Source organism: Longirhabdus pacifica (assembly GCF_004115085.1).
Classification (GTDB): domain Bacteria; phylum Bacillota; class Bacilli; order Paenibacillales; family DSM-105158; genus Longirhabdus; species Longirhabdus pacifica.
Map to the genome: position 1 here is coordinate 25,655 of NZ_QXJP01000026.1, position 20,683 is coordinate 46,337.

A 20,683-nucleotide genomic window follows, 5' to 3' on the forward strand; every position below is an offset into this window, starting at 1 on the left:
TTTTAATAGATAAGTTGAATGACAACTTATTACCGCTGTTCATAAGATGGAGAAATTTCATATCATAACCTTTACGCCTGGCAACTGAGGCGTAAACATATATCTCATTATTTCTTCATTTTATATAGATAAGTTGAATGAATGAGGATACTTTTTAATAGAGTTGAAGGAAGGGATAAAGAATGAAAGTAGGACACAACCGTAATAGCATGCATCATGTTACGAAAACAGAAATGTACAGCGCAGTGGTGAAACCTTTTGCAATCATGGCAATGGGAACATTGCTTTTATTCTTCATACTAAGTAGTGCTAGTTTACTGCAAGGTGATAAAAATGTGAGTTTGAAAGGATTTAACGCAAGTGCTATATCTAGCGAATTTTTCTTTGACATGCTCAGCATGGAAATGCATGGTATGAGAGATGGAGAAAAAGAATATTTCACGTTTTCAGCAGAAAATATGATGGATTATGTGGTTCATCGAGTGACTAACATTAGTTTTGAGCAACCTGAAACTTTTTTAAGTAAAGAAATGTCTGGGTTTTATCAATATGTTACTAACAGTGATACTTCACTTCAATTAGCACACTCACCACCGCCTTCCAATCAAGAGGGCGGAATGATAAATGACGTCATACCAGAAGAAGAGGTAGTGCAAGATAACATTATAGAAGAGGAAAATCTCGTGTTTAAGGAAGAAGAGCAAGAACAGCTTGGAACGACAACAGCATTGATGGATACGACGAGAGTATTCATTTATCACTCTCACAACCGAGAATCTTGGTTACCAGAGCTTCCTGATGAAGAAGATGCAAATAATGCGTTTCATGATACGATCAACATTACGCTACTTGGAGATAGGCTTGCAGAACAATTAAAAGCATTCCAAGTTGGTGCTGTAAGTTCAGCCAAAGATTATAAAACTACAGTACAAGGCTACAACTGGAATTATTCTTATAAATATTCATTACAGACGGTAAAAGAAGCATCTGCGGTTTACCCAGATTTGCAGTACTACATCGACATTCATCGAGACGCGCAAAATAGAGAAAAAACGACCGTAAACATGAACGGTTTAGACTATGCTCAAGTGTACTTTGTTATAGGGCATCGGAATCCGGATTGGAAGCTTAATATGGCCTTTGCTCAAGAAATACACGACAAATTGGAAAGTGCTTATCCTGGACTATCAAGAGGTATTTTGAGTAAAGACGTCAATCAAGGACACGCAGAGTACAATCAGTCCTTTTCACCCAACAGTATACTAGTAGAAATTGGCGGAGTGGAAAATACACTTCAAGAATCGAATCGTACCGTTGACGTATTGGCTTCTGTCCTAGCAGATATAATTTACAAAGATATGAAAGTAAATAAACCTATGATGTCTCCTGAAGGCGAAATATAGGTGGGAGGTGTAGGATGATGAGTGGTCTTAGTAAAAAAATACTTTGGATATTATTTTTTATTTGTGTCGGTATTTTCATTGGTATGGATATATCCTCAGATGGAAGCGCACCTGTTTTGCAGCAACAACCAGCATCGTATGAACAACTTTATGGTCAACCTGATGAACAACAAGTGATACAGCAACCAGTCAATACGGGGCAGATCATAGAAGAGATCCCGCTAGTGACACTGGACTCTATCACACAACCTACGTTAGACCCAGTGGAGACGCCTTTATATTATGAACAGTTGCAAGCGGAGCAAATGGAAGGTGGCCCATTAGTGGACGAAATAGCAGACCATACTGGTGATATATTACAAAAAACGGTGCAAAAAGGTGTGGAAGCGTTCATTTATGTTTTTGAACAGATTGCAGACTAACCTTACACTTGCTATAATAAAAGGGTTTTAATTATGTTATAGCTCAGTGGAGGTCAGTATGTCCAATTCGATAAAAAAAGATAGACAACAAAAAATACGAAATTTTTCTATAATAGCCCATATCGATCATGGAAAATCAACGTTAGCAGATCGAATTTTAGAATATACAGGAGCATTAACGTCTCGCGAAATGCAAGATCAAGTGCTTGATCAAATGGATTTAGAACGTGAACGTGGCATTACGATTAAACTACAAGCCGTGCGCCTCACGTATAAAGCAGATGACGGTGAAGAATATTTATTAAACTTAATCGATACACCAGGACATGTAGACTTTACATATGAAGTCTCTCGTAGTTTGGCTGCATGTGAAGGTGCGCTTCTCGTTGTCGATGCAGCGCAAGGGATAGAGGCTCAAACGTTAGCAAACGTGTACTTAGCATTAGATAATAATCTAGAAATATTGCCTGTTATCAACAAAATTGACTTGCCTAGTGCTGAGCCAGATCGAGTGAAGCAAGAAGTAGAAGATGTGATCGGACTCGACACGAGTGAAGCGGTACATGCCTCAGGAAAAACAGGCATCGGTATTAAAGAAATTTTGGAGCAAGTCGTGCAACAAGTTCCAGCTCCTTCAGGTGATCCAGAAGCACCTTTGAAAGCACTCATATTTGACTCTCACTATGATCCTTATAAAGGGGTAATTGTTTACGTTCGTGTCATAGACGGAACGATTAAAGCGGGTAGTAAAATTAAAATGATGGCAACAGGGACATCATTCGAAGTCATCGAGGTTGGTGTATTTGCACCGAGTATGAAAATCATTGATGAACTAACGATCGGCGATGTTGGTTTCATTGTTGCTGGAATTAAAAATGTTGGAGATACGCGTGTCGGGGATACGGTTACGGATGCAAGTCGCCCTACGCCAGAAGCATTGCCTGGTTACCGTACGATTAATCCCATGGTATATTGCGGACTTTACCCGATTGATACAGCAGATTACAACGACTTACGTGAATCACTGGAAAAATTACAACTCAATGACGCTTCTCTTAGTTTTGAACCAGAGACATCCCAAGCACTCGGTTTCGGATTTCGCTGTGGTTTCTTAGGTTTGTTGCACATGGAAATTATTCAAGAGCGTATTGAGCGTGAGTTCAATATTCCGCTCATTACAACAGCTCCAAGTGTTATTTTCAAAGTAACAACAACAGCTGGAGAGCAAATAAATATCGAGAACCCATCCAAAATGCCAGAAACAGGTTTAATTGATTACATCGAGGAACCGTATGTCAAAGCATCGATCATGGTACCTAACGACTATGTTGGTGCCATTATGGATCTGTGTCAGAAGAAGCGCGGCGACTTTATCAATATGGATTACATGGATGCCAATCGTGTCAATATTTTTTACGAAATGCCGTTGTCAGAAATCGTGTATGACTTCTTTGATCAGCTCAAATCCAGTACAAAAGGATATGCTTCATTTGACTACGAAATTTCAGGTTATAAAAAATCGAACCTAGTTAAAATGAACATCTTGCTTAATGGTGATGTGGTCGATGCACTTTCTGTCATTGTTCATCGTGACCAAGCCTTTTACCGTGGTCGCGCCATTTGTGAAAAATTAAAGCAAATGATTCCAAGACAAATGTTTGAAGTTCCTGTACAGGCATCTATCGGACAAAAAATCATTGCGAGATCCACGATTAAAGCGATGCGTAAAAATGTACTCTCCAAATGTTATGGAGGAGACATCTCCCGTAAAAGAAAATTGCTAGATAAGCAAAAAGAAGGTAAGAAAAGAATGAAGCAAGTAGGAAGTGTAGAAATACCTCAAGAAGCGTTTATGGCTGTACTTAAAATTGATGAGGAGTAGACGTTGTAGGTAGGGGGAGAGAGAATGGGGGAAGAGCTGCTACATTTATTGCAGTATTTATTTTTGGGTGCTCTGCAAGGTTTTACAGAGCCCATCCCGATTTCATCTAGTGGACATGTTGTGATAGCTGGAGAAATCATGAATGTGAAAAGCGAAGGGCTTGGCTTTGAGACGTTAGTGAACTTTGCTTCATTAATTGCGGTGCTCATTATTTATAGGCGAGACTTGATCGATTTAACGACACATTCTATTGGTTACGTGTTTAAAGGGAACAAAGCATACAAGAAAGATTTTATGTTTGTCGTTTATTTGTTACTAGCTACCATTCCTGCAGGTGCGATTGGTCTTTTATTAGAAGATTTTATTACGAATACGTTAAGTGAAGAAATGAAAGTAATCGGTACGACTTTAATCATTACGGCGATTGCTTTGTATATCATTCGCAACTTAAAAGGGCATAAAGGAGATCATCAAATTTCTTGGAAAGATGCCCTTATCGTAGGTTTAGCACAATCCGTTGCACTCATCCCTGGCATTAGTCGATCAGGAGCTACGATTGTAGCTGCGATGGCACTAGGGATGAAACAACAGACGGCATTAAAATTTTCATTCTTTTTGTACATTCCCATTAGTGTCGGAAGTATGATTTTAGAAGGATCTGAAATCGTAACGAACGAAAATTTATCTGCCATTTGGATACCTTACGCTATTGCATTTATTGCTTCCTTGATTGCATCTTACTTTTCACTACGTTGGTTTATGGGCATTATGGCTAAAGGGAATTTGATTATATTTTCCATCTATTGCTTTATCGTAGGGACTGCGGTCATCCTATTTTTATAACGTTTAACCTTATTTACTATACAAAAGAAGGAGTGTGCCATGCATGTACAAGCAACATACACCAGAGGCTGTTTACGTGCATATTCCTTTTTGTAAGCAAAAGTGTTTTTACTGTGATTTTAATACTTACGCGCTCAAAGGACAGCCTGTGGACGATTATTTACAAGCGCTAGAAAAAGAAATGCAGCAGATCGTTACGGTTAACCCACCAGAAAAGATAAAGACGATTTTTGTAGGTGGAGGTACGCCTACGGCATTATTACCGAAGCAGATGGAGCAATTAATGCAAATGATTCATCGCTACTTCCCACTAGATAGGGATGCATATGAATTTACGGTGGAGGCCAACCCTGGTTCTACTGACGATGAAAAGCTAGATGTGATGCATGAGTATGGGGTGAATCGATTAAGTTTTGGTGTACAAGCATTTCAAAACGATCTGTTAACATCTATCGGCAGATTTCATGATGTGGATGATGTGTATCGAAGTATTGCAACGGCTAAAAAAGTAGGTTTTCAGAACATCTCCATCGACCTTATATTCGGTTTGCCACAGCAAACGTTAGCTCAAGTGAAGGAAAGTGTACAGGCAGCATTACAACTCGATTTGCAGCACTATTCTCTCTACGGATTAAAAGTTGAAGAAAATACGCTTTTTTATAAACAACTGCAAAATGATATGCTGAAATTACCGGATGAAGATGATGAATTGCAAATGTATATGTATATTATAGATACGTTGCAGCAAGCCGGATATCATCAGTATGAGATTAGCAACTTTGCACTTCCTTCCTATGAAAGCAAGCATAACAACATGTACTGGCGAAATCAAAGCTATTATGGGCTTGGTGCAGGTGCGCACGGTTATGTAAAAGGGATTCGCCATGCTAATGTGAAGCGCATTGCGGACTATATAGAAGCTGTACAGCACGGAATTCCTGTCGCTGATCAACATGAAGTATCTAGAAGAGAGGCAATGGAAGACTTTATGATGGTTGGATTTCGCCTCATAGACGGAGTGAAACAAGAAGATTTCGTGCAGCAGTTTGATCAAAAGATGGAGGAAGTTTTCGCTTCTCAACTACATCACTTGTTAGAAAAAAAATTAATTCAAAAAAATAAATCCGGTTATTCCTTAACTAAACAAGGGATAAAATTTGGTAACGAAGTATTTTCTGCGTTTATTTAATATACAGACTGACTTGACAACACACTTGCGGTCTGTTATTTTTGTATTAGGTTTTAGCACTCGACTTTAATGAGTGCTAACGAAAATGAAAGTGGTATACCTTGCAGATAGGAGGAAGCGTTATGCTTACAGATCGACAGCGGCTCATTTTGAGTGCTATCATTAATGACTATATAGATTCCAATGAACCTGTTGGATCACGTAGTATATCAAAACATGAGAAAATAGGACTTAGTGCTGCGACAATTCGTAATGAAATGTCGGATCTTGAAGCAATGGGCTTTCTTGAACAGCCCCATACTTCAGCTGGTCGTATTCCGTCCCAAAAAGGATATCGCTATTTTGTAGATCATTTAATTGAACGTGGGAGGCTGTCCTCGCACGAATTAAATGTGCTTCATTCTTTATTCTCACAAAAAATAGATGAAACGGAAAAAGTGATGCAGCAAGTTGCTTTTATGATGTCTCACTTAACCAACTATACGACGATTGCATTGGGTGGAGAGATAAAGAATACGACCATTAAGCACATTCAGTTTGTTCCGATTCAAGATAATAAAGCTGTTGCCATTATCGTCACGAATACGGGACATGTAGAAAATAAAATCGTCACTATTCCTCCGCAATTGCCGATTGGCGAATTGGAGAAGATGGTGAATGTGCTCAATCATAAATTGAAAGACACACCACTTACACAACTTAAAGAAAAGTTGATGCAAGAAGTGCGAATGGAAATGGCCAAACATGTGGCAAGATATGAAGAACTATTTATCGTACTGCAGCAACTGTTTACGCCAGATCAAGATCATAAAGTGTATCTTAGTGGTACGACCAATATGCTCGATCAACCTGAATTTACAAAAGATTTAACGCAAGTGAAGAAGATTATGAATATTTTCGAAGATAACCAAGCTGTCACACGGCTTTTCTCTTCTGTAAATCACGGTATACAAGTGCATATTGGAGAAGAAAATAAATTAACCGAAATAAATAATTGTAGCTTAATTACAGCAACGTATGCGATCGATGATGAAACAATGGGTGTTATCGGTATTTTGGGACCAACGAGAATGAATTATGGTAAAGTGCTTAATTTATTAGATTATATATCGAATGATTTTCAAAAGGTCATCAAAGGCCATTAACGAGTGGACATAGAGGGAATAGAGAAGGAATTCATGCTCGCTGCGTGATCAAAGTATTGCTTCTCTCCTCTATCTTCAGCATGCGTACAACATGTATCTCAACATACGTCATAGCTTAGCTTTCTTTAAGGAGGTGAAGAAGTAGTGAACGATGCAAAACATACACATAACGAGGGTGATCTTCTTGAGCAAGAGGTGCAAAAAGAAGAAAGTAACCCTGAGGCAATGGAACAAACAACAGATGAAGTAACAAATGAAGAAACTCCTGAGGAAGTGGAAGCTCCTACGGAACAAGAACAATCTATAGGAGATCATGGTGAGTTGCTAAAGATGGAAAAGAAAATACAAGAGCAAGAAGATCGTTTTTTAAGACTTCAAGCAGAATTTGAAAATTTCAAGCGCCGTACGCGTAAAGAAAAAGAAGACTTACGTAAATATGCCGCTATAGATGTGATTACAGGTTTATTGCCTGTTTTAGATAACTTTGAAAGAGCACTTGCAGCTAGTGAAACGACGAAGGATTTTGATTCCCTTGTCAAAGGTTTGGATATGGTATTCAAGCAAATGCAGCCTGTGTTGGAACAAGAAGGTTTAACACAGATTGATGCAGTCAACCAACCTTTTAATCCGGAGTTTCATCAAGCGATCATGCAGGTGGAATCTGATGAACATGAAGAAGGTATTGTTGTAGAAGAAGTGCAAAAAGGATACATGTTAAAAGAAAAAGTACTTCGACCATCCATGGTTAAAGTAAGTTCATAAAATATATACGAATAAATAGGAAACACCAGTTTAGGGAGGTAAATATTAATGAGTAAAGTAATCGGAATTGATTTAGGAACAACGAACTCTTGCGTAGCAGTAATGGAAGGTGGAGAAGCAGTCGTTATTCCTAACGCGGAAGGAAATCGTACGACTCCATCGGTTGTTGGTTTTAAAAAGGATGGAGAAAGAGTTGTAGGGGAAACAGCAAAGCGTCAAGCCATCACAAATCCAGATGGTACGATCATGTCCATCAAAAGACATATGGGTTCAGATTATAAAGTAGACGTTAATGATAAATCATACACACCGCAAGAAGTGTCTGCCATGATTTTGCAAAAACTAAAAGCAGATGCAGAAGCTTATTTAGGGGAAACAGTAACACAAGCGGTGATTACGGTTCCTGCATATTTCAACGACAGCCAACGTCAAGCAACGAAAGATGCTGGGAAAATTGCTGGACTTGAAGTACAACGTATCGTCAATGAGCCTACAGCTGCTGCATTGGCTTATGGATTAGAGAAAAATGAAGATCAAACGATTCTTGTTTTCGACCTTGGTGGAGGAACATTTGACGTTTCCGTACTTGAACTTGGTGATGGATTGTTTGAAGTTAAAGCGACAAGCGGAGACAACAACTTAGGTGGAGATGACTTTGACCAAGTTGTTATCGATTATATGGTTGCTGAATTTAAAAAAGAACAAGGTATTGACTTGAGCAAGGATAAAGCAGCGGTTCAACGTTTGAAAGATGCTGCAGAGAAAGCGAAAAAAGAACTTTCCAGCGTATTAACAACGAACATTTCCCTTCCGTTTATTACGGTTGTAGATGGAGTTCCTCAGCATTTAGACATCAATTTAACACGTGCGAAATTTGATGAAATTTCTAATGCTTTAGTAGAGAGAACATTGGGACCAACTCGTCAGGCATTGAAAGATTCTGGACTCGATGCTTCAGAAATCGATAAAATTGTTTTAGTTGGTGGATCTACACGTATTCCAGCAGTACAAGATGCGGTAAAGAAATTAACAAGCAAAGAGCCACATAAAGGTGTTAACCCAGACGAAGTTGTAGCATTAGGTGCTGCAATCCAAGCTGGAGTTATTGCTGGTGATGTACAGGATGTCGTGCTTGTTGACGTTACTCCATTAACGCTAGGTATTGAAACAGCTGGTGGCGTATCGACACAAATGATCGAGCGTAATACGGCTATCCCAACAACTAAATCACAAATCTTTACAACGTATGCAGATAACCAAACAAGCGTTGAAATTCACGTATTGCAAGGTGAGCGTTCTATGGCTGCAGATAACAAAACGTTAGGAAGATTTATTTTATCAGACATTCCACCTGCACCGCGTGGTGTTCCACAAATTGAAGTATCATTTGACATCGACCGTAACGGTATCGTGAACGTTTCTGCAAAAGATACGGGCACAGGTAAGAGTCAAAAAATTACGATCACAGCATCTGGTGGCTTATCCGATGAGGACATCGAAAAAATGATGGCAGACGCAGAAGCACATGCCGATGAAGATAAAAACCGTAAAGAAGCGGTAGAAGTTCGCAATCAAGCAGATCAATTAGTTTACACTGTAGATAAAACAATTGCTGATTTGGGCGATAAAGTGGATCAAGCTGAAATCGACAAAGCGAACGAAGGAAAAGAAAAATTGAAAAAAGCTTTAGAAGGCGAAGACATCGAGCCAATTAAAGCAGAGATGGAAGAGTTGACACAAATCGTACAACAGCTTTCTACGAAGTTATATGAGCAAGCTGCACAGCAAGCAGAAGGTGCACAAGGTGATGCAGCAGCTGGTGATGCGACGCAAGAAGCCAAAAAAGATAATGTAGTAGACGCTGACTACGAAGTAGTTGACGAGGAAGAGAAAAAACAGTAACATACACAGGGAATATACCTGTAATAAGTCAAAGCTTGTAAATATCAAGCTTTGACTTTCGCTATGTAGCTTTAGATGGGAGTGGAACGATGAGTAAGCGCGATTATTATGAAGTGCTGGGCATTAGTAATAGTGCATCGGCAGATGAAATAAAGAAGGCTTATCGTAAATTAGCCAGAACATATCATCCAGACGTGAATAAAGCCGATGATGCAGAAGTTAAATTTAAAGAAGTTCAAGAAGCTTATGAAGTGCTGAGTGATACGCAAAAACGCAGCCAGTATGACCAGTTTGGCCATATTGACCCTAACCAAGGCATGGGTGGCGGTGGCGGCGGATTTGGTCAAGACATGGGCGGGTTCGGTGATATTTTCGATATGTTTTTCGGTGGCGGCGGTCGTCAGCAAAACCCGAACGCACCGAAGCGAGGTGCTGATTTACAATATTCGATGACAATCGAGTTCAAAGAAGCTGTCTTCGGTAAGGAAATGGACATTACGATACCAAGAACAGAAACATGTGATGATTGTCATGGTTCTGGAGCGAAAAAAGGAACATCTGCTGAAACGTGTTCCCATTGCCAAGGTACAGGACAAGAAGAAGTAGTGCAAAATACCGCATTTGGTCGAATTGTCAATCGCAGAGTATGTAGACATTGTCAAGGTAAAGGGAAAATTATTAAAAGTAAATGTGGATCTTGTCATGGTGCAGGAAGTGTACAAAAGCAGCGCAAAATTCATATTAAAATTCCAGCAGGCGTAGATGATGGAGCACAATTGCGTGTATCTGGAGAAGGCGAAGCAGGACAACGAGGAGGACCTTCTGGAGATCTTTACGTTGTTATTCGCGTGAAGTCACATGAGTTTTTCGAACGTGACGGGGATGATATTTACTGTGAAGTACCTTTAACTTTTGCACAGGCTGCATTAGGAGATGAGATCGAGGTTCCTACACTCACTGGTAAAGTCAAGTTGAAGATCCCATCCGGTACGCAAACCGATACGTATTTTCGTTTGAAAGGCAAAGGTGTAGCTAAGCTAAGAGGCTATGGACAAGGCGATCAACATGTCAAAGTCGTCGTAGTCACACCTTCTCATCTGAGTGACAAAGAGAAAGAGTTGCTTGAAGAATTTGCTAATTTAAACGGGGAACAAACGCACAAAAAGAATCAATCTTTTTTTGATAAAATGAAGAAGGCATTTTTAGGTTAATATTAGTAAGTAAGCGAACTCCTATACATTAGGGGTTCTTTTTTTCGCTGTTTTTATGCAAAATAAATGCTGCATATGAGACAAGCAACTATAATTTGTACATTTGGCGCATTTCTAATACCCATACATAAATGAATGATTGGAATAAAATAAATCAAACCCAGTACATGAAAACATGAAAGCATGGTAATACAACATGTCACCATGATGGAAAGGAGTGAAATCATGACCATAAGAACGTTGAAATATAAACCAGTAAAGAAAGAAGCTAAAAAAGTTATATGTTTGCAAAATAAAACGGGCTTAAATTTATTACTGCCAGATAATATGGAAGTGCCTGTGACCATATTTGAGTCGCTAAATGGATTAGGTAGAAGAGGAATGATTACGGTTAATAATCTCAATTCCGAAGGAGAAGATATAGAGCTCACTTTCCAAAAAGTAGACGGTACGGTCCCCCCTCCCATCTTATTAAAAACTGGTGCGAATACGGTCAGTTTTGAAAATATAAAAAGAATTAAATTGAGAAATACTTCAGAAGTCCTAACGAATGTTTTGTTAGATATTTGTGTGCTAGTAGAACAGGGGTTGTTGTGTACCTTATCTGATACGGAGTTATCGACAACATCACTTCCATTTGATAGCGAAAGAATGTTATTTGAATCTATCGTCAAGCGAGGTGAAGAAGGAAATATATCTATTGAGTTAGAGGATGAAGATGTACATTTGTTATGTTCCTTTGAGACGGCATTGGGAACGAGAATAGAAAGAGAAATTACTGCAACCAGTACATTTTATTTCGAACACGTCAAAAAGATTAGTGTGACGTTATTAGAAGATCAAGATAGAAGTGTTGGCTATGCTATTTGTACCGTATTATCTTATCCACATCGATATCATGATCAAAACTAGAGGGGAGGTTGAGACATGTCACTGAGAAAAAAGAAAAAAGCCGTTTGCTTGCAAGATAGGCTAGAGCTTTCGTTTGAAGTTCCAACAGTGGAGAGGGTTTTGTATGAGGCTATACCATCACAAGGGAAAAACGGAATAATCACCTTAAAAAACCCTATTAGCAGTAATTTAGAACTACGATTTACACACCCAGACGGAACCACGACAATGATCGATTTAAAACCAACTTCCACTACATTTAGTTATGAAGATGTACAGCGTATTGCTATTCGTAAATCAATTGGTACAGAGAGCGTTGCAGTAGATTATGCAATTTGTTTAGAAATAGAGAAGGGAAAACTGTGTAATTTCGATAGTGTTAATTTAGAAAAAGAAGAAATACCTCCTTTAAATACTTCGATATTATTCCAGTCTATATTTGGTGGAAGTAAAACAGGTGGATTCGTCGTCAAAGCTTTCGATGAAGTGGTGGAGCTAACATTCATCACGAGTTCGGAAACGTTTACGAGGAATGTTTTAATTGGTGAAGCAAAAGCATTTAGCATAGAAGATGTGAAGCAAATAAATATAAAAAATACGAATCAATCCAATATTGCCAATGTGGAATACGTATTCTGTACTGTTATTTCAAATCAAAAATAAAAAAGGAGGCGAGATGAAGATGGCCATAAAAGTAAAGAAAAAAGTAGTTTGCAATACAAATGAAACAAATTTACTTTCTAGCGTAGATGCTAATAAGGAGATTACATTATACGAATCTATTTTAGGTGTTGGAAGATCTGGTATGATCTCTATTGATAACATGACAGGTAACAGTTTATCTGTTGTGTTTGTAAAAGAAGGAGAGGAAGAGGCTGGTGGTGATGAAATCACAGCAGGAGTTACTACCTTTGCGTTTGAGCATGTACATTCTATAAAAGTCATCAATAACAGTGACCAACAAGCGATGATTAGCTATGAAATATCCATATTATTAGATTATAAAGTGAAATGTATGATATCCAATGCAAGGATAGAAAAAAACTTGAACGGAAGTGAGCAGAGTATTGTTTATGAATCACTAGAAGGTAGTCAGCGTCAAGGAATATTGAGTATATCTCAACTTCGTTTCCCTCCGATCGAGGTCATATTTATGACATCCGAAGGTGCGGTAAAGAAAACAGTAGAGGGAACAGGAAAAACATTTAGTTTTGAACAAACAGACACGATTTTACTTGGTAATAATGGCTCAACAAATAATGTATTACATTATGCGATATGTCTTACATGTTAAGTTGATATTAACAATGAAAGAAAGGAGTGATCAAGATGAGCATACCAAAGTGCAGCGGGCATGTATGTACACATAATACGTTACAACTTGATATTGATGTTCCTATGAATGAAGAAGTTTGTATTTACGAATCTATATTCGATGTCAATAGATCTGGTATGTTATCGATTAGATTGTTTAATCCTGACTCAGAACCGGGAGATGAATCTGAAACTACATTTATACCAAATAGGATATCAGAGTCTACCGTAGAATCAGCTTCTCAACCAGCATCACAGTCGGAAGAAGTATCGTTAAAAAATAAAGACAATGTGTCTTCATCAGATGTAACGATCAGATTCATAAAAGCAGATGGAACTTCTACACAAAGTATCCCATTACAGAGAGGAAGCGCTACGTTTACTTTTTCAAATGTCAGTAAGATACTGGTGAAAAATAATACGAATGAAATGATAGATACACTATGTGAAATTTGTTTGGAACTGCAACCAGGTTTAATCTGCCAGCACACAGAGCCTGAATTGGAAGAAAACTTTTTACAACCTGGCGATAAGGTTACGTTGTATCGTTCTTTTCCAGAGCAATTAAGCAGGGGAATGATTTCTTTTGAAAATTTAAGTGACGGTCCTGAATTGCGAATCACATTCGTAACGAACAAAGGGAATAAAACGAGAAAGATCCTGTTTGGGTCAGGTGGAATATATAGTTTTGAGCATACTAAGGAAATTATGCTAGAGAATATAGGCAGTAGTGATTTGACCAATGGCGAATATCAATTATGTATCGTATTTTCATATGATCAAGACTAAAGGGCTTGAACATTGGCGTAAAGGTTGACGTGGAGTTTCTCTATCTTATGCATAGTAGTAAAAAGTTGATTGAACAAGTTCATTCAACTTATAAAGTGAGGTGATATATATGATAAGAAAAAAGAAAAAGGCAATATTATGTGATCATATTGAAACAGAGTTAAGTGCAACGATTCCGGAAGATACAACGTCAGCAATCTATGAAAGTTTATCTAAAATAGGAAAAACAGGAATGATAAGTATTTTTAATGATGAGGCTTTTACGTTACACATTACACTCGTTTTTGCTGATGATACCGTATCCAAACCTATTATTCTTAATCCTTTCTTAACACGAACGTTAAGGTTTAATAATGTAAAAGAAGTTAGAGTGACAAATCCTGCTACGAATGTAACAGCAACGGTAACGTACGAAATATGTATCTTTTTTCACCGTTATGCGCTCTGTGATATTAATGAACTGAAATTAGTGAAACCTGCTGTATCTTCGGAAACAACGCTTTTTAAATCTACTTTGCCAGAGGGGAGTCATGGCCTAGTCAGTTTAATGCCTACAAGTGGTAATGTGGAAGTGACATTCATATTGTTTTCAGGTGAAGTAAACCGAACGGTATTGGATGAACTTACGAAAACGTTTAGCTTTAAAGATGTTCAAGAGATTAGAATTGCTTCTACAAGCGGGACTGAAATCACTGTTGAATATAGCATGTGCGTGTTATTAACTGAAGAATACGCTAAAACTTGATTTCCTGTGGAAACTATATTATAGTACAATAGCTTTAACTGAGATAGGGGGATGCATATGGTTTGGCATGAAATCACGATCGTTACGAAAGAAGATGCGCAAGAAATGATATCTCATTTTCTTCATGAGATGGGTGCTGGTGGTGTATCCATCGAAGAATCAAGTCATGCAAGTAAAATGAGACACACTTCACTTGGAGTTTGGTACGGGGAGGAGCCGTTAAATCATATTGCAGAAGGGGATGCGGAAATTAAAGGTTATTTTGCAGATCATCGCAACCCTTCTGCGCTTGTCAAAGAGCTAGAACAGCACATCATGGCTTTAAAGGACTTAGATATCGATGTAGGGGAAGCGAAATTGAGTTGCAAAGAAGTGCTGGAATCCGACTGGGCTGACGGTTGGAAACAGTATTTTAAACCTACACATATTACGGATGATATTGTGATAAAACCACGTTGGGAAACGTATGAAAAGCAGCATAACGAGATCATTATAGAGCTGGATCCAGGTATGGCTTTTGGAACTGGCACACATGCCACGACTGCATTAAGTATGAAATGTTTGCAGCAAATCATCACAACAGGGGATCATATTATTGATGTAGGAACAGGATCAGGTATTTTGGCCATTGGTGCAGCGAAAATGGGTGCCGGACAAGTGCTTGCGGTGGATCTAGATCCTGTAGCAGTAAAAAGTGCAAAAGAAAATGTAGCCATGAATGAATTAGAAAAACAAATACACGTACAGGAAAGTGATTTACTGAACGTACTTCAACTTCATGATGAAGGTGCGATTCCTGTTTCATTACCTGTGCCTATTGTCGTGGCTAACATTCTTGCCGAAGTCATCCTTCAATTTGTAGATGATGTATATAAAGTGCTGAAACCTGGTGGGAAATATGTCGTTTCAGGTATTATTGAGCCAAAAGAACAAGAAGTGGTTAAGGCATTAGAGAAAGCTGGATTTACAGTGATGACAAGGTTACAAGAGGAAGATTGGATCGCATTGATTGCAGAGAAACAATAATGTTAGACTCTTCAATTATTGTTATTACATATATAGATAGATGGTGGTAGATTGGATCGAATATTTGCTTATAATTTTGAACAGTTACCGTTTGTATTATTAGTACTATTGATTGCTTTTGCTGTGCACGAATGTTCTCATGCTTATTTTGCTTATAAATTTGGGGATGATACAGCATATAAACAAGGAAGAGTGACGTTGAATCCACGTGCTCATCTAGATGTATTAGGTACTTTACTTATATTGCTTGTCGGTTTTGGATGGGCTAAGCCAGTCCCAGTAAATCGCAATGCATTTAAGAAGCCTAGATTAATGAGTGTTATCGTTTCGATTGCTGGCCCACTTAGTAACTTGCTATTAGCATTTTTGTTTTTTATTTTATGGTATGTAGTGTTAGTCAATCAATGGTTGACTTTACTACCGGGTCGTTGGCCAGGTGCGGTAGAGGAGTTTTTGACGATAGGTTACAAATTAAATACTGTCTTATTTTTATTTAATTTAATCCCTTTACCACCGTTGGACGGATATCGCATTGCTCATGATCTAGCCCCTCGGAGCACAAGAGCCAAAATGACGCAAAACGAGCACTGGGGAACACTTATATTTTTACTTATTGTATTTATTCCGTTTTTACGGAGCATCACGATTGCACCATTATTTAATCTTGCAGATTATATCAATATGATGATGTTCGAGATCATTAGATTTGTACTTTAATTGGTTATTTAGATGTTTTGTCTATGGTAATATGATTATTTTTATGTTGTATTTGTTTTAAAAATAGTTGTTGTGCGTTGTACTTCAGTTGAATAACATAGTCGTTTTCATTTGTATACAGTTTTAGTTTTACTTTTTGGTTGTTCATATTTTCATTTTCATCCTCAAAGTGTTGTTGCACTATGACGATTCTGACAATATCAGATATAGGAATTTTTGTCATAAAGATGAAATTTCGAATGAAAACATAATCGCCTTTGATTTTGGTTAAACTTAAAAAGTTTGCGAGCATGTTTAACTCCTCCTCGTATACATTTAATATCGGAAAAATCTAAATCAAGTTGTATATGTAAACAACAAAAATGCCTATCTGCTTCGATAGGCATTTTTGTTGATAAATGAACCATGTACCCCTCAATACTATAATAAATAATGCGCAATATATTAAAACGTTGTTGCTAGCTCTTTTGCTTTTGCAATCGCTTCTTCTTTAATTTCTTGTGCTTTTTCTGGGAAGAAATTAACCCCTTCAATCGCCAATGTTTCTACATCATGAATACCGATGAAAGACATAATAGCTCTAATATGTCGATCTCCCATTTCAAAATCTTTTACTGGTCCTTCTGAATATATCCCACCACGAGCTTGGATATGTAGCACTTTTTTGTCGTTTAATAAGCCTACAGGTCCATTTTCAGTATATTTGAAGGTTTTACCTGCTATACAAATGCTATCAATATACGCTTTCATTAAAGGAGGGAAACTAAAGTTCCAAAGTGGTGTGACAAATACAATTTTATCTGCACTAACAAATTGATCGGAAATTTCATTTAAACGACCTACTTTTGATTTTTCCTCGTCCGTAAGTTTGTCAAATGATTCTCCTTGCTGTAATTTTCCCCATCCAGATAGGATGTGTCCATCTATATAAGGGATTTCAGTTTCGTATAGATCTAATATTTCTACTTCATCTTGTGCATGCTCTGCTTTATAAGCTTCTAAAAAAGTTTGACCAACAGATAAGCTATATGAAGTGTCTGGTGATTTTGGATTAGCTGTTACATACAATAATTTACTCACTGTATAACCTACTTTCATCATTTATTTTTCTAACTACATTTAACTTATGAACTCTATGCATAAGATAAAAAAATTGATAACACATCATTTATTCATCTTATGTATTTGCTGCACTTTTATTATTATATATATGTTAACGGTTAACAAGTACGCACTTTTTTGTATTGTAGGTACTCAGATGTGTTAAAGTATACTTATGTATACTATAGAGAAGTGGGGGAAGATGATATTGGAAGAACGATGTCCGACACATATTGCACTTGGTGTTATAAGTGGAAAATGGAAAGCTCTTATTTTATATCAACTTTTAAATCATGGAACGACACGGTTTGGTGAACTAAAAAAAGCAATTCCAGATATTACATCGAGAGTATTAACGAAACAATTGAGAGAGTTAGAAGCTGCAAAATTAATACATCGCAAAATATATCCAGAGGTGCCCCCTAGAGTAGAATACACTTTGTCTGAGTTGGGTTATAGTTTAAAACCTATATTTGATGAACTTAATCAATGGGGATCGGAATATTTGGAAAGCATCAGTCAAACTCCAAGTCTACAAGATATACCATAAGTATTTAAAATCCCTACATGAACCTTTACGCCTGGCAACTGAGGCGTAAACTTGTATTATATTATTTCTTTATCTTATATAGATGAATACACAAGCACAGGGCCATCATCTTCATATACTATCTTCAAATGACGAATGGAGAGTGAAGATAGTGATTTGTAACCGGAATGCTAATGGGTTTTGTTCTGATGCATTAGGACAAAACACAACTGCAAACGCACAAGCTTCATTAGCGGAAGGCTTAGGAACAGTCGCAAATGGGATAGGATCACACAGTGAAGGATGTAGCACCGTCGCTACAGGTGTATGCTCACATGCAGAAGGTAATGTAACCGTAACAAATGGTGCCAATGCGCATGCAGAGGGAATTTTAACGGTAGCAGGTGGGGATGATGCACATAGTGAAGGTTGCAGTACGATAGCTCAAGGAGTATGTTCACATGCAGAAGGAAATATCACATTTGCAGAAGGTGCCAATGCCCATGCGGAAGGTATCTTAACGAGTGCAATAGGATCTAATTCACATGCAGAAGGATTTAGAACGTCTGCAGTTGCTGTAAATTCACATGCGGAAGGCGATGGCTGTACCGCGAGGGGGGACTGTTCTCATGTTGAGGGGCAAGATACGGTCTCTTTTCCTGGCGCAACTGCTGCTCACGCAGAAGGAATTATGACATCAGCAAGAAGAGAAAGTACGCATGCGGAAGGAAGATTTTCTATTGCAGAAGGAGCTGTAGCTCATGCAGAAGGTTTAATGACGGTTTCTTCTGGTGACAATGCTCATGCAGAAAATGCATTTACTGTTGCAACTGGGGTAAGATCGCATGCCGAAGGAGATGGAAGCACCTCTCAGGGAGAAGCGTCCCATGCCGAAGGCGTGAATACAACAGCCATGGCAGTTGGAACGCACACAGAGGGCATCTCAACCATCGCTAGTGGATTTTATGCTCATGCAGAGGGAGTGGAAAGCATAGCAACAGCAACTGCTTCTCATGCAGAGGGAAGTGCAACGACGGCAAGGGGAGAAGGTTCCCACACGGAAGGTTCGCTTACTCTAGCACAGGCATTTGCATCACATGCAGAAGGATGTATGACAAGAGCATTTGGTAATGGATCCCATGCTGAAGGTATGCATACAGTTGCTGGCGGTTCAGCAGATTCTTTAGCTGCACATGCGGAAGGAATTCTGACTTTTGCATCGGCACCTTCATCGCATGCGGAAGGATGTGAAACAGTTGCTGAAGGTACTTCATCGCATGCAGAAGGATTTAAAACAGTTGCTGAAGCGACAGCTTCGCATGCGGAAGGATATGGGTGTATTACTGATAATACAGCTATAGCTGCCCATGTGGAGGGAGATACTACTTTTGCTTGTGCTCGTGCTGCGCATGCGGAAGGATCTGGAACCATAGCTACTGGACTTTTCAGTCACGTAGAAGGGTTGATGAGTATTGCTACTGGCACTGCTGCGCATACGGAAGGAAGAAATACATTGGCATGTGAACCGTACTCTCATGCTGAAGGAGATTGTACGATTGCGAATGGAGATTCAAGTCATGCCGAAGGATTTTTCTCCATTGCAATGGGGGATTCAAGTCATGCCGAAGGAATTGAAACAGTAGCTGGAACAACTGCTGCACATGCCGAAGGAACCCTAACAACAGCAAATGGAATTGCTAGCCATGCGGAAGGAATTGTAACCATAGCAATGGGCGATTCAAGCCATGCGGAAGGCATGAATACGTTTGCTGGTGCTACAGCAGATTCTACCGCAGCCCACGCCGAAGGTATGAATACGTTTGCTGGTGCTATGGCATGTCATGCAGAAGGTATAGATACGGTCATTGGTGCTACGTTAACTAGTGCTCATATTATGGGAAATAGTGGTGCAGCTAAATTTGAGAATTCATGGCACTTAGCAGCTGGAGCACACGGTATTGGTGGAAACGGTATTGCCGCATTTATTCGTGGTGATGGTGTAAACGCTGGGTTTGCTTGTTTTAACGGCGTGACAATGGGCGGTAATTGTAACAATTGTGACTTTGCCGAGATGTTTGAAACCGAGCATGGTGATCCTATCGAAGTAGGTTATTTTATCGCATTACAAGGAGATAAAATTCGTATCGCTAACGATCGTGATGACTATATATTAGGGGTATCAAGTGCTACACCAGCCATCATCAGTGGATCATCAGAGTTGCATTGGCAAGGGCAGTACGAAACAAATGAGTGGGGCCAATTTATAATGGAAACGAAGGTTATTCCCGAAAAAAGGAATAAACGTGGAGAAATTATATCTCCTCAAAAAAAGGTGCAGTCCAAAATGGTTAATCCTGCTTATGATCCTAATCAATATTATCTTTCTCGAACAGATCGTGATGAATGGGTAGCTGTCGGGTTAGTGGGGCAAGTTAGAGTCAGGGATGATGGTACGTGTAAAGTAGATGGTTATTGTATGCCGAATGCAGATGGTATTGCTACACATGCAAAGCAAGGATATCGAGTGATGAAACGGAGTGGTGAACGTCAAGTGCTCGTGCTGCTTAACGGGGAACAACATGCACAGCAAAGAAAATGGAAAGATGAGAATAAGCAATTGAAACAACGTTTGCAAGAAATGGATGAACAAGTAGCGGCTTGGAAAGAAAGTCATCATCAGCACATGGAACAATTGTTAGAGAGAATAAAAAAATTAGAAGATTAAAGAAATGCAGAATATGGATAACATGTAACATGTGCCTTCATCTATGGAAAATTTATAGAAAAGAAGGCACATGTTTTTTCTGTTTAA

Annotated in this window: 20 protein-coding genes; 18 read left to right on the forward strand and 2 right to left on the reverse strand. The window is 38.6% G+C overall.

The window, feature by feature from the left end; all coding sequences use genetic code 11:
* The first annotated feature begins 182 nt into the window (after positions 1 to 182).
* The 16 genes from D1Z92_RS15025 to D1Z92_RS15100 all read left to right on the forward strand — a co-directional run bounded on the left by D1Z92_RS15025 (position 183) and on the right by D1Z92_RS15100 (position 16,241).
* Positions 183 to 1,403 carry a stage II sporulation protein P gene (locus D1Z92_RS15025; protein WP_128896497.1) on the forward strand — a complete coding sequence of 407 codons (1,221 nt, stop codon included), beginning with the start codon at positions 183 to 185 and terminating at the stop codon, positions 1,401 to 1,403.
* Between the two features lie 14 nt (positions 1,404 to 1,417).
* On the forward strand, positions 1,418 to 1,825 hold the full coding sequence (locus D1Z92_RS15030; RefSeq protein WP_128896498.1) for a hypothetical protein: 408 nt from the start codon (positions 1,418 to 1,420) through the stop codon (positions 1,823 to 1,825).
* A gap of 58 nt (positions 1,826 to 1,883) precedes the next feature.
* The gene (lepA, locus tag D1Z92_RS15035) at positions 1,884 to 3,707 is read left to right on the forward strand and encodes a translation elongation factor 4 (RefSeq protein ID WP_128896499.1); all 1,824 of its coding nucleotides are present in this window, start codon (positions 1,884 to 1,886) and stop codon (positions 3,705 to 3,707) included.
* A gap of 24 nt (positions 3,708 to 3,731) precedes the next feature.
* Positions 3,732 to 4,550, forward strand: a complete 819-nt coding sequence (locus tag D1Z92_RS15040; protein ID WP_128896500.1) for an undecaprenyl-diphosphate phosphatase — start codon at positions 3,732 to 3,734, stop codon at positions 4,548 to 4,550.
* Positions 4,551 to 4,593: 43 nt separating this feature from the next.
* Positions 4,594 to 5,739: a radical SAM family heme chaperone HemW gene (hemW, locus tag D1Z92_RS15045; RefSeq protein ID WP_128896501.1), complete on the forward strand. Its 1,146-nt coding sequence runs from the start codon at positions 4,594 to 4,596 to the stop codon at positions 5,737 to 5,739.
* A 122-nt stretch (positions 5,740 to 5,861) separates the two neighbouring features.
* Positions 5,862 to 6,884: a heat-inducible transcriptional repressor HrcA gene (hrcA, locus tag D1Z92_RS15050; protein WP_128896502.1), complete on the forward strand. Its 1,023-nt coding sequence runs from the start codon at positions 5,862 to 5,864 to the stop codon at positions 6,882 to 6,884.
* 144 nt (positions 6,885 to 7,028) lie between these two features.
* Positions 7,029 to 7,646, forward strand: coding sequence for a nucleotide exchange factor GrpE (grpE, locus tag D1Z92_RS15055; protein ID WP_240666767.1), 618 nt, complete (start codon positions 7,029 to 7,031; stop codon positions 7,644 to 7,646).
* 48 nt (positions 7,647 to 7,694) lie between these two features.
* On the forward strand, positions 7,695 to 9,548 hold the full coding sequence (gene dnaK / locus D1Z92_RS15060; protein WP_128896503.1) for a molecular chaperone DnaK: 1,854 nt from the start codon (positions 7,695 to 7,697) through the stop codon (positions 9,546 to 9,548).
* Between the two features lie 89 nt (positions 9,549 to 9,637).
* Positions 9,638 to 10,759: a molecular chaperone DnaJ gene (dnaJ, locus tag D1Z92_RS15065; RefSeq protein ID WP_128896504.1), complete on the forward strand. Its 1,122-nt coding sequence runs from the start codon at positions 9,638 to 9,640 to the stop codon at positions 10,757 to 10,759.
* Positions 10,760 to 10,984: 225 nt separating this feature from the next.
* A complete protein-coding gene (locus tag D1Z92_RS15070; RefSeq protein ID WP_128896505.1) occupies positions 10,985 to 11,671 on the forward strand; it encodes a hypothetical protein in 687 nt (228 codons plus the stop codon).
* A 15-nt stretch (positions 11,672 to 11,686) separates the two neighbouring features.
* Positions 11,687 to 12,313 (forward strand): S-Ena type endospore appendage, encoded by a 627-nt coding sequence (locus D1Z92_RS15075; RefSeq protein ID WP_128896506.1) that lies wholly within the window; start codon positions 11,687 to 11,689, stop codon positions 12,311 to 12,313.
* 19 nt (positions 12,314 to 12,332) lie between these two features.
* Entirely contained in the window at positions 12,333 to 12,944 is a 612-nt protein-coding gene (locus D1Z92_RS15080) for a hypothetical protein (protein WP_128896507.1), read from the forward strand.
* A 35-nt stretch (positions 12,945 to 12,979) separates the two neighbouring features.
* On the forward strand, positions 12,980 to 13,753 hold the full coding sequence (locus tag D1Z92_RS15085) for a hypothetical protein (protein ID WP_128896508.1): 774 nt from the start codon (positions 12,980 to 12,982) through the stop codon (positions 13,751 to 13,753).
* Between the two features lie 109 nt (positions 13,754 to 13,862).
* Positions 13,863 to 14,498 carry an S-Ena type endospore appendage gene (locus D1Z92_RS15090; RefSeq protein ID WP_128896509.1) on the forward strand — a complete coding sequence of 212 codons (636 nt, stop codon included), beginning with the start codon at positions 13,863 to 13,865 and terminating at the stop codon, positions 14,496 to 14,498.
* A 57-nt stretch (positions 14,499 to 14,555) separates the two neighbouring features.
* Entirely contained in the window at positions 14,556 to 15,524 is a 969-nt protein-coding gene (gene prmA, locus D1Z92_RS15095) for a 50S ribosomal protein L11 methyltransferase (protein ID WP_128896510.1), read from the forward strand.
* Between the two features lie 51 nt (positions 15,525 to 15,575).
* Complete coding sequence (locus D1Z92_RS15100; protein WP_128896511.1) at positions 15,576 to 16,241, forward strand: site-2 protease family protein; 666 nt, start codon at positions 15,576 to 15,578, stop codon at positions 16,239 to 16,241.
* Between the two features lie 4 nt (positions 16,242 to 16,245).
* On the opposite strand, the gene D1Z92_RS15105 is transcribed toward D1Z92_RS15100, so the two are convergent.
* Complete coding sequence (locus D1Z92_RS15105) at positions 16,246 to 16,533, reverse strand: hypothetical protein (RefSeq protein ID WP_128896512.1); 288 nt, start codon at positions 16,531 to 16,533, stop codon at positions 16,246 to 16,248.
* 152 nt (positions 16,534 to 16,685) lie between these two features.
* Complete coding sequence (locus D1Z92_RS15110) at positions 16,686 to 17,321, reverse strand: FMN-dependent NADH-azoreductase (protein WP_128896513.1); 636 nt, start codon at positions 17,319 to 17,321, stop codon at positions 16,686 to 16,688.
* A 223-nt stretch (positions 17,322 to 17,544) separates the two neighbouring features.
* Here D1Z92_RS15110 and D1Z92_RS15115 point away from each other — a divergent pair, with 223 nt between their 5' ends.
* Complete coding sequence (locus D1Z92_RS15115; RefSeq protein ID WP_164931647.1) at positions 17,545 to 17,892, forward strand: winged helix-turn-helix transcriptional regulator; 348 nt, start codon at positions 17,545 to 17,547, stop codon at positions 17,890 to 17,892.
* Positions 17,893 to 18,043: 151 nt separating this feature from the next.
* On the forward strand, positions 18,044 to 20,596 hold the full coding sequence (locus D1Z92_RS15120; protein ID WP_164931648.1) for a peptidase G2 autoproteolytic cleavage domain-containing protein: 2,553 nt from the start codon (positions 18,044 to 18,046) through the stop codon (positions 20,594 to 20,596).
* Positions 20,597 to 20,683: the final 87 nt, after the last annotated feature.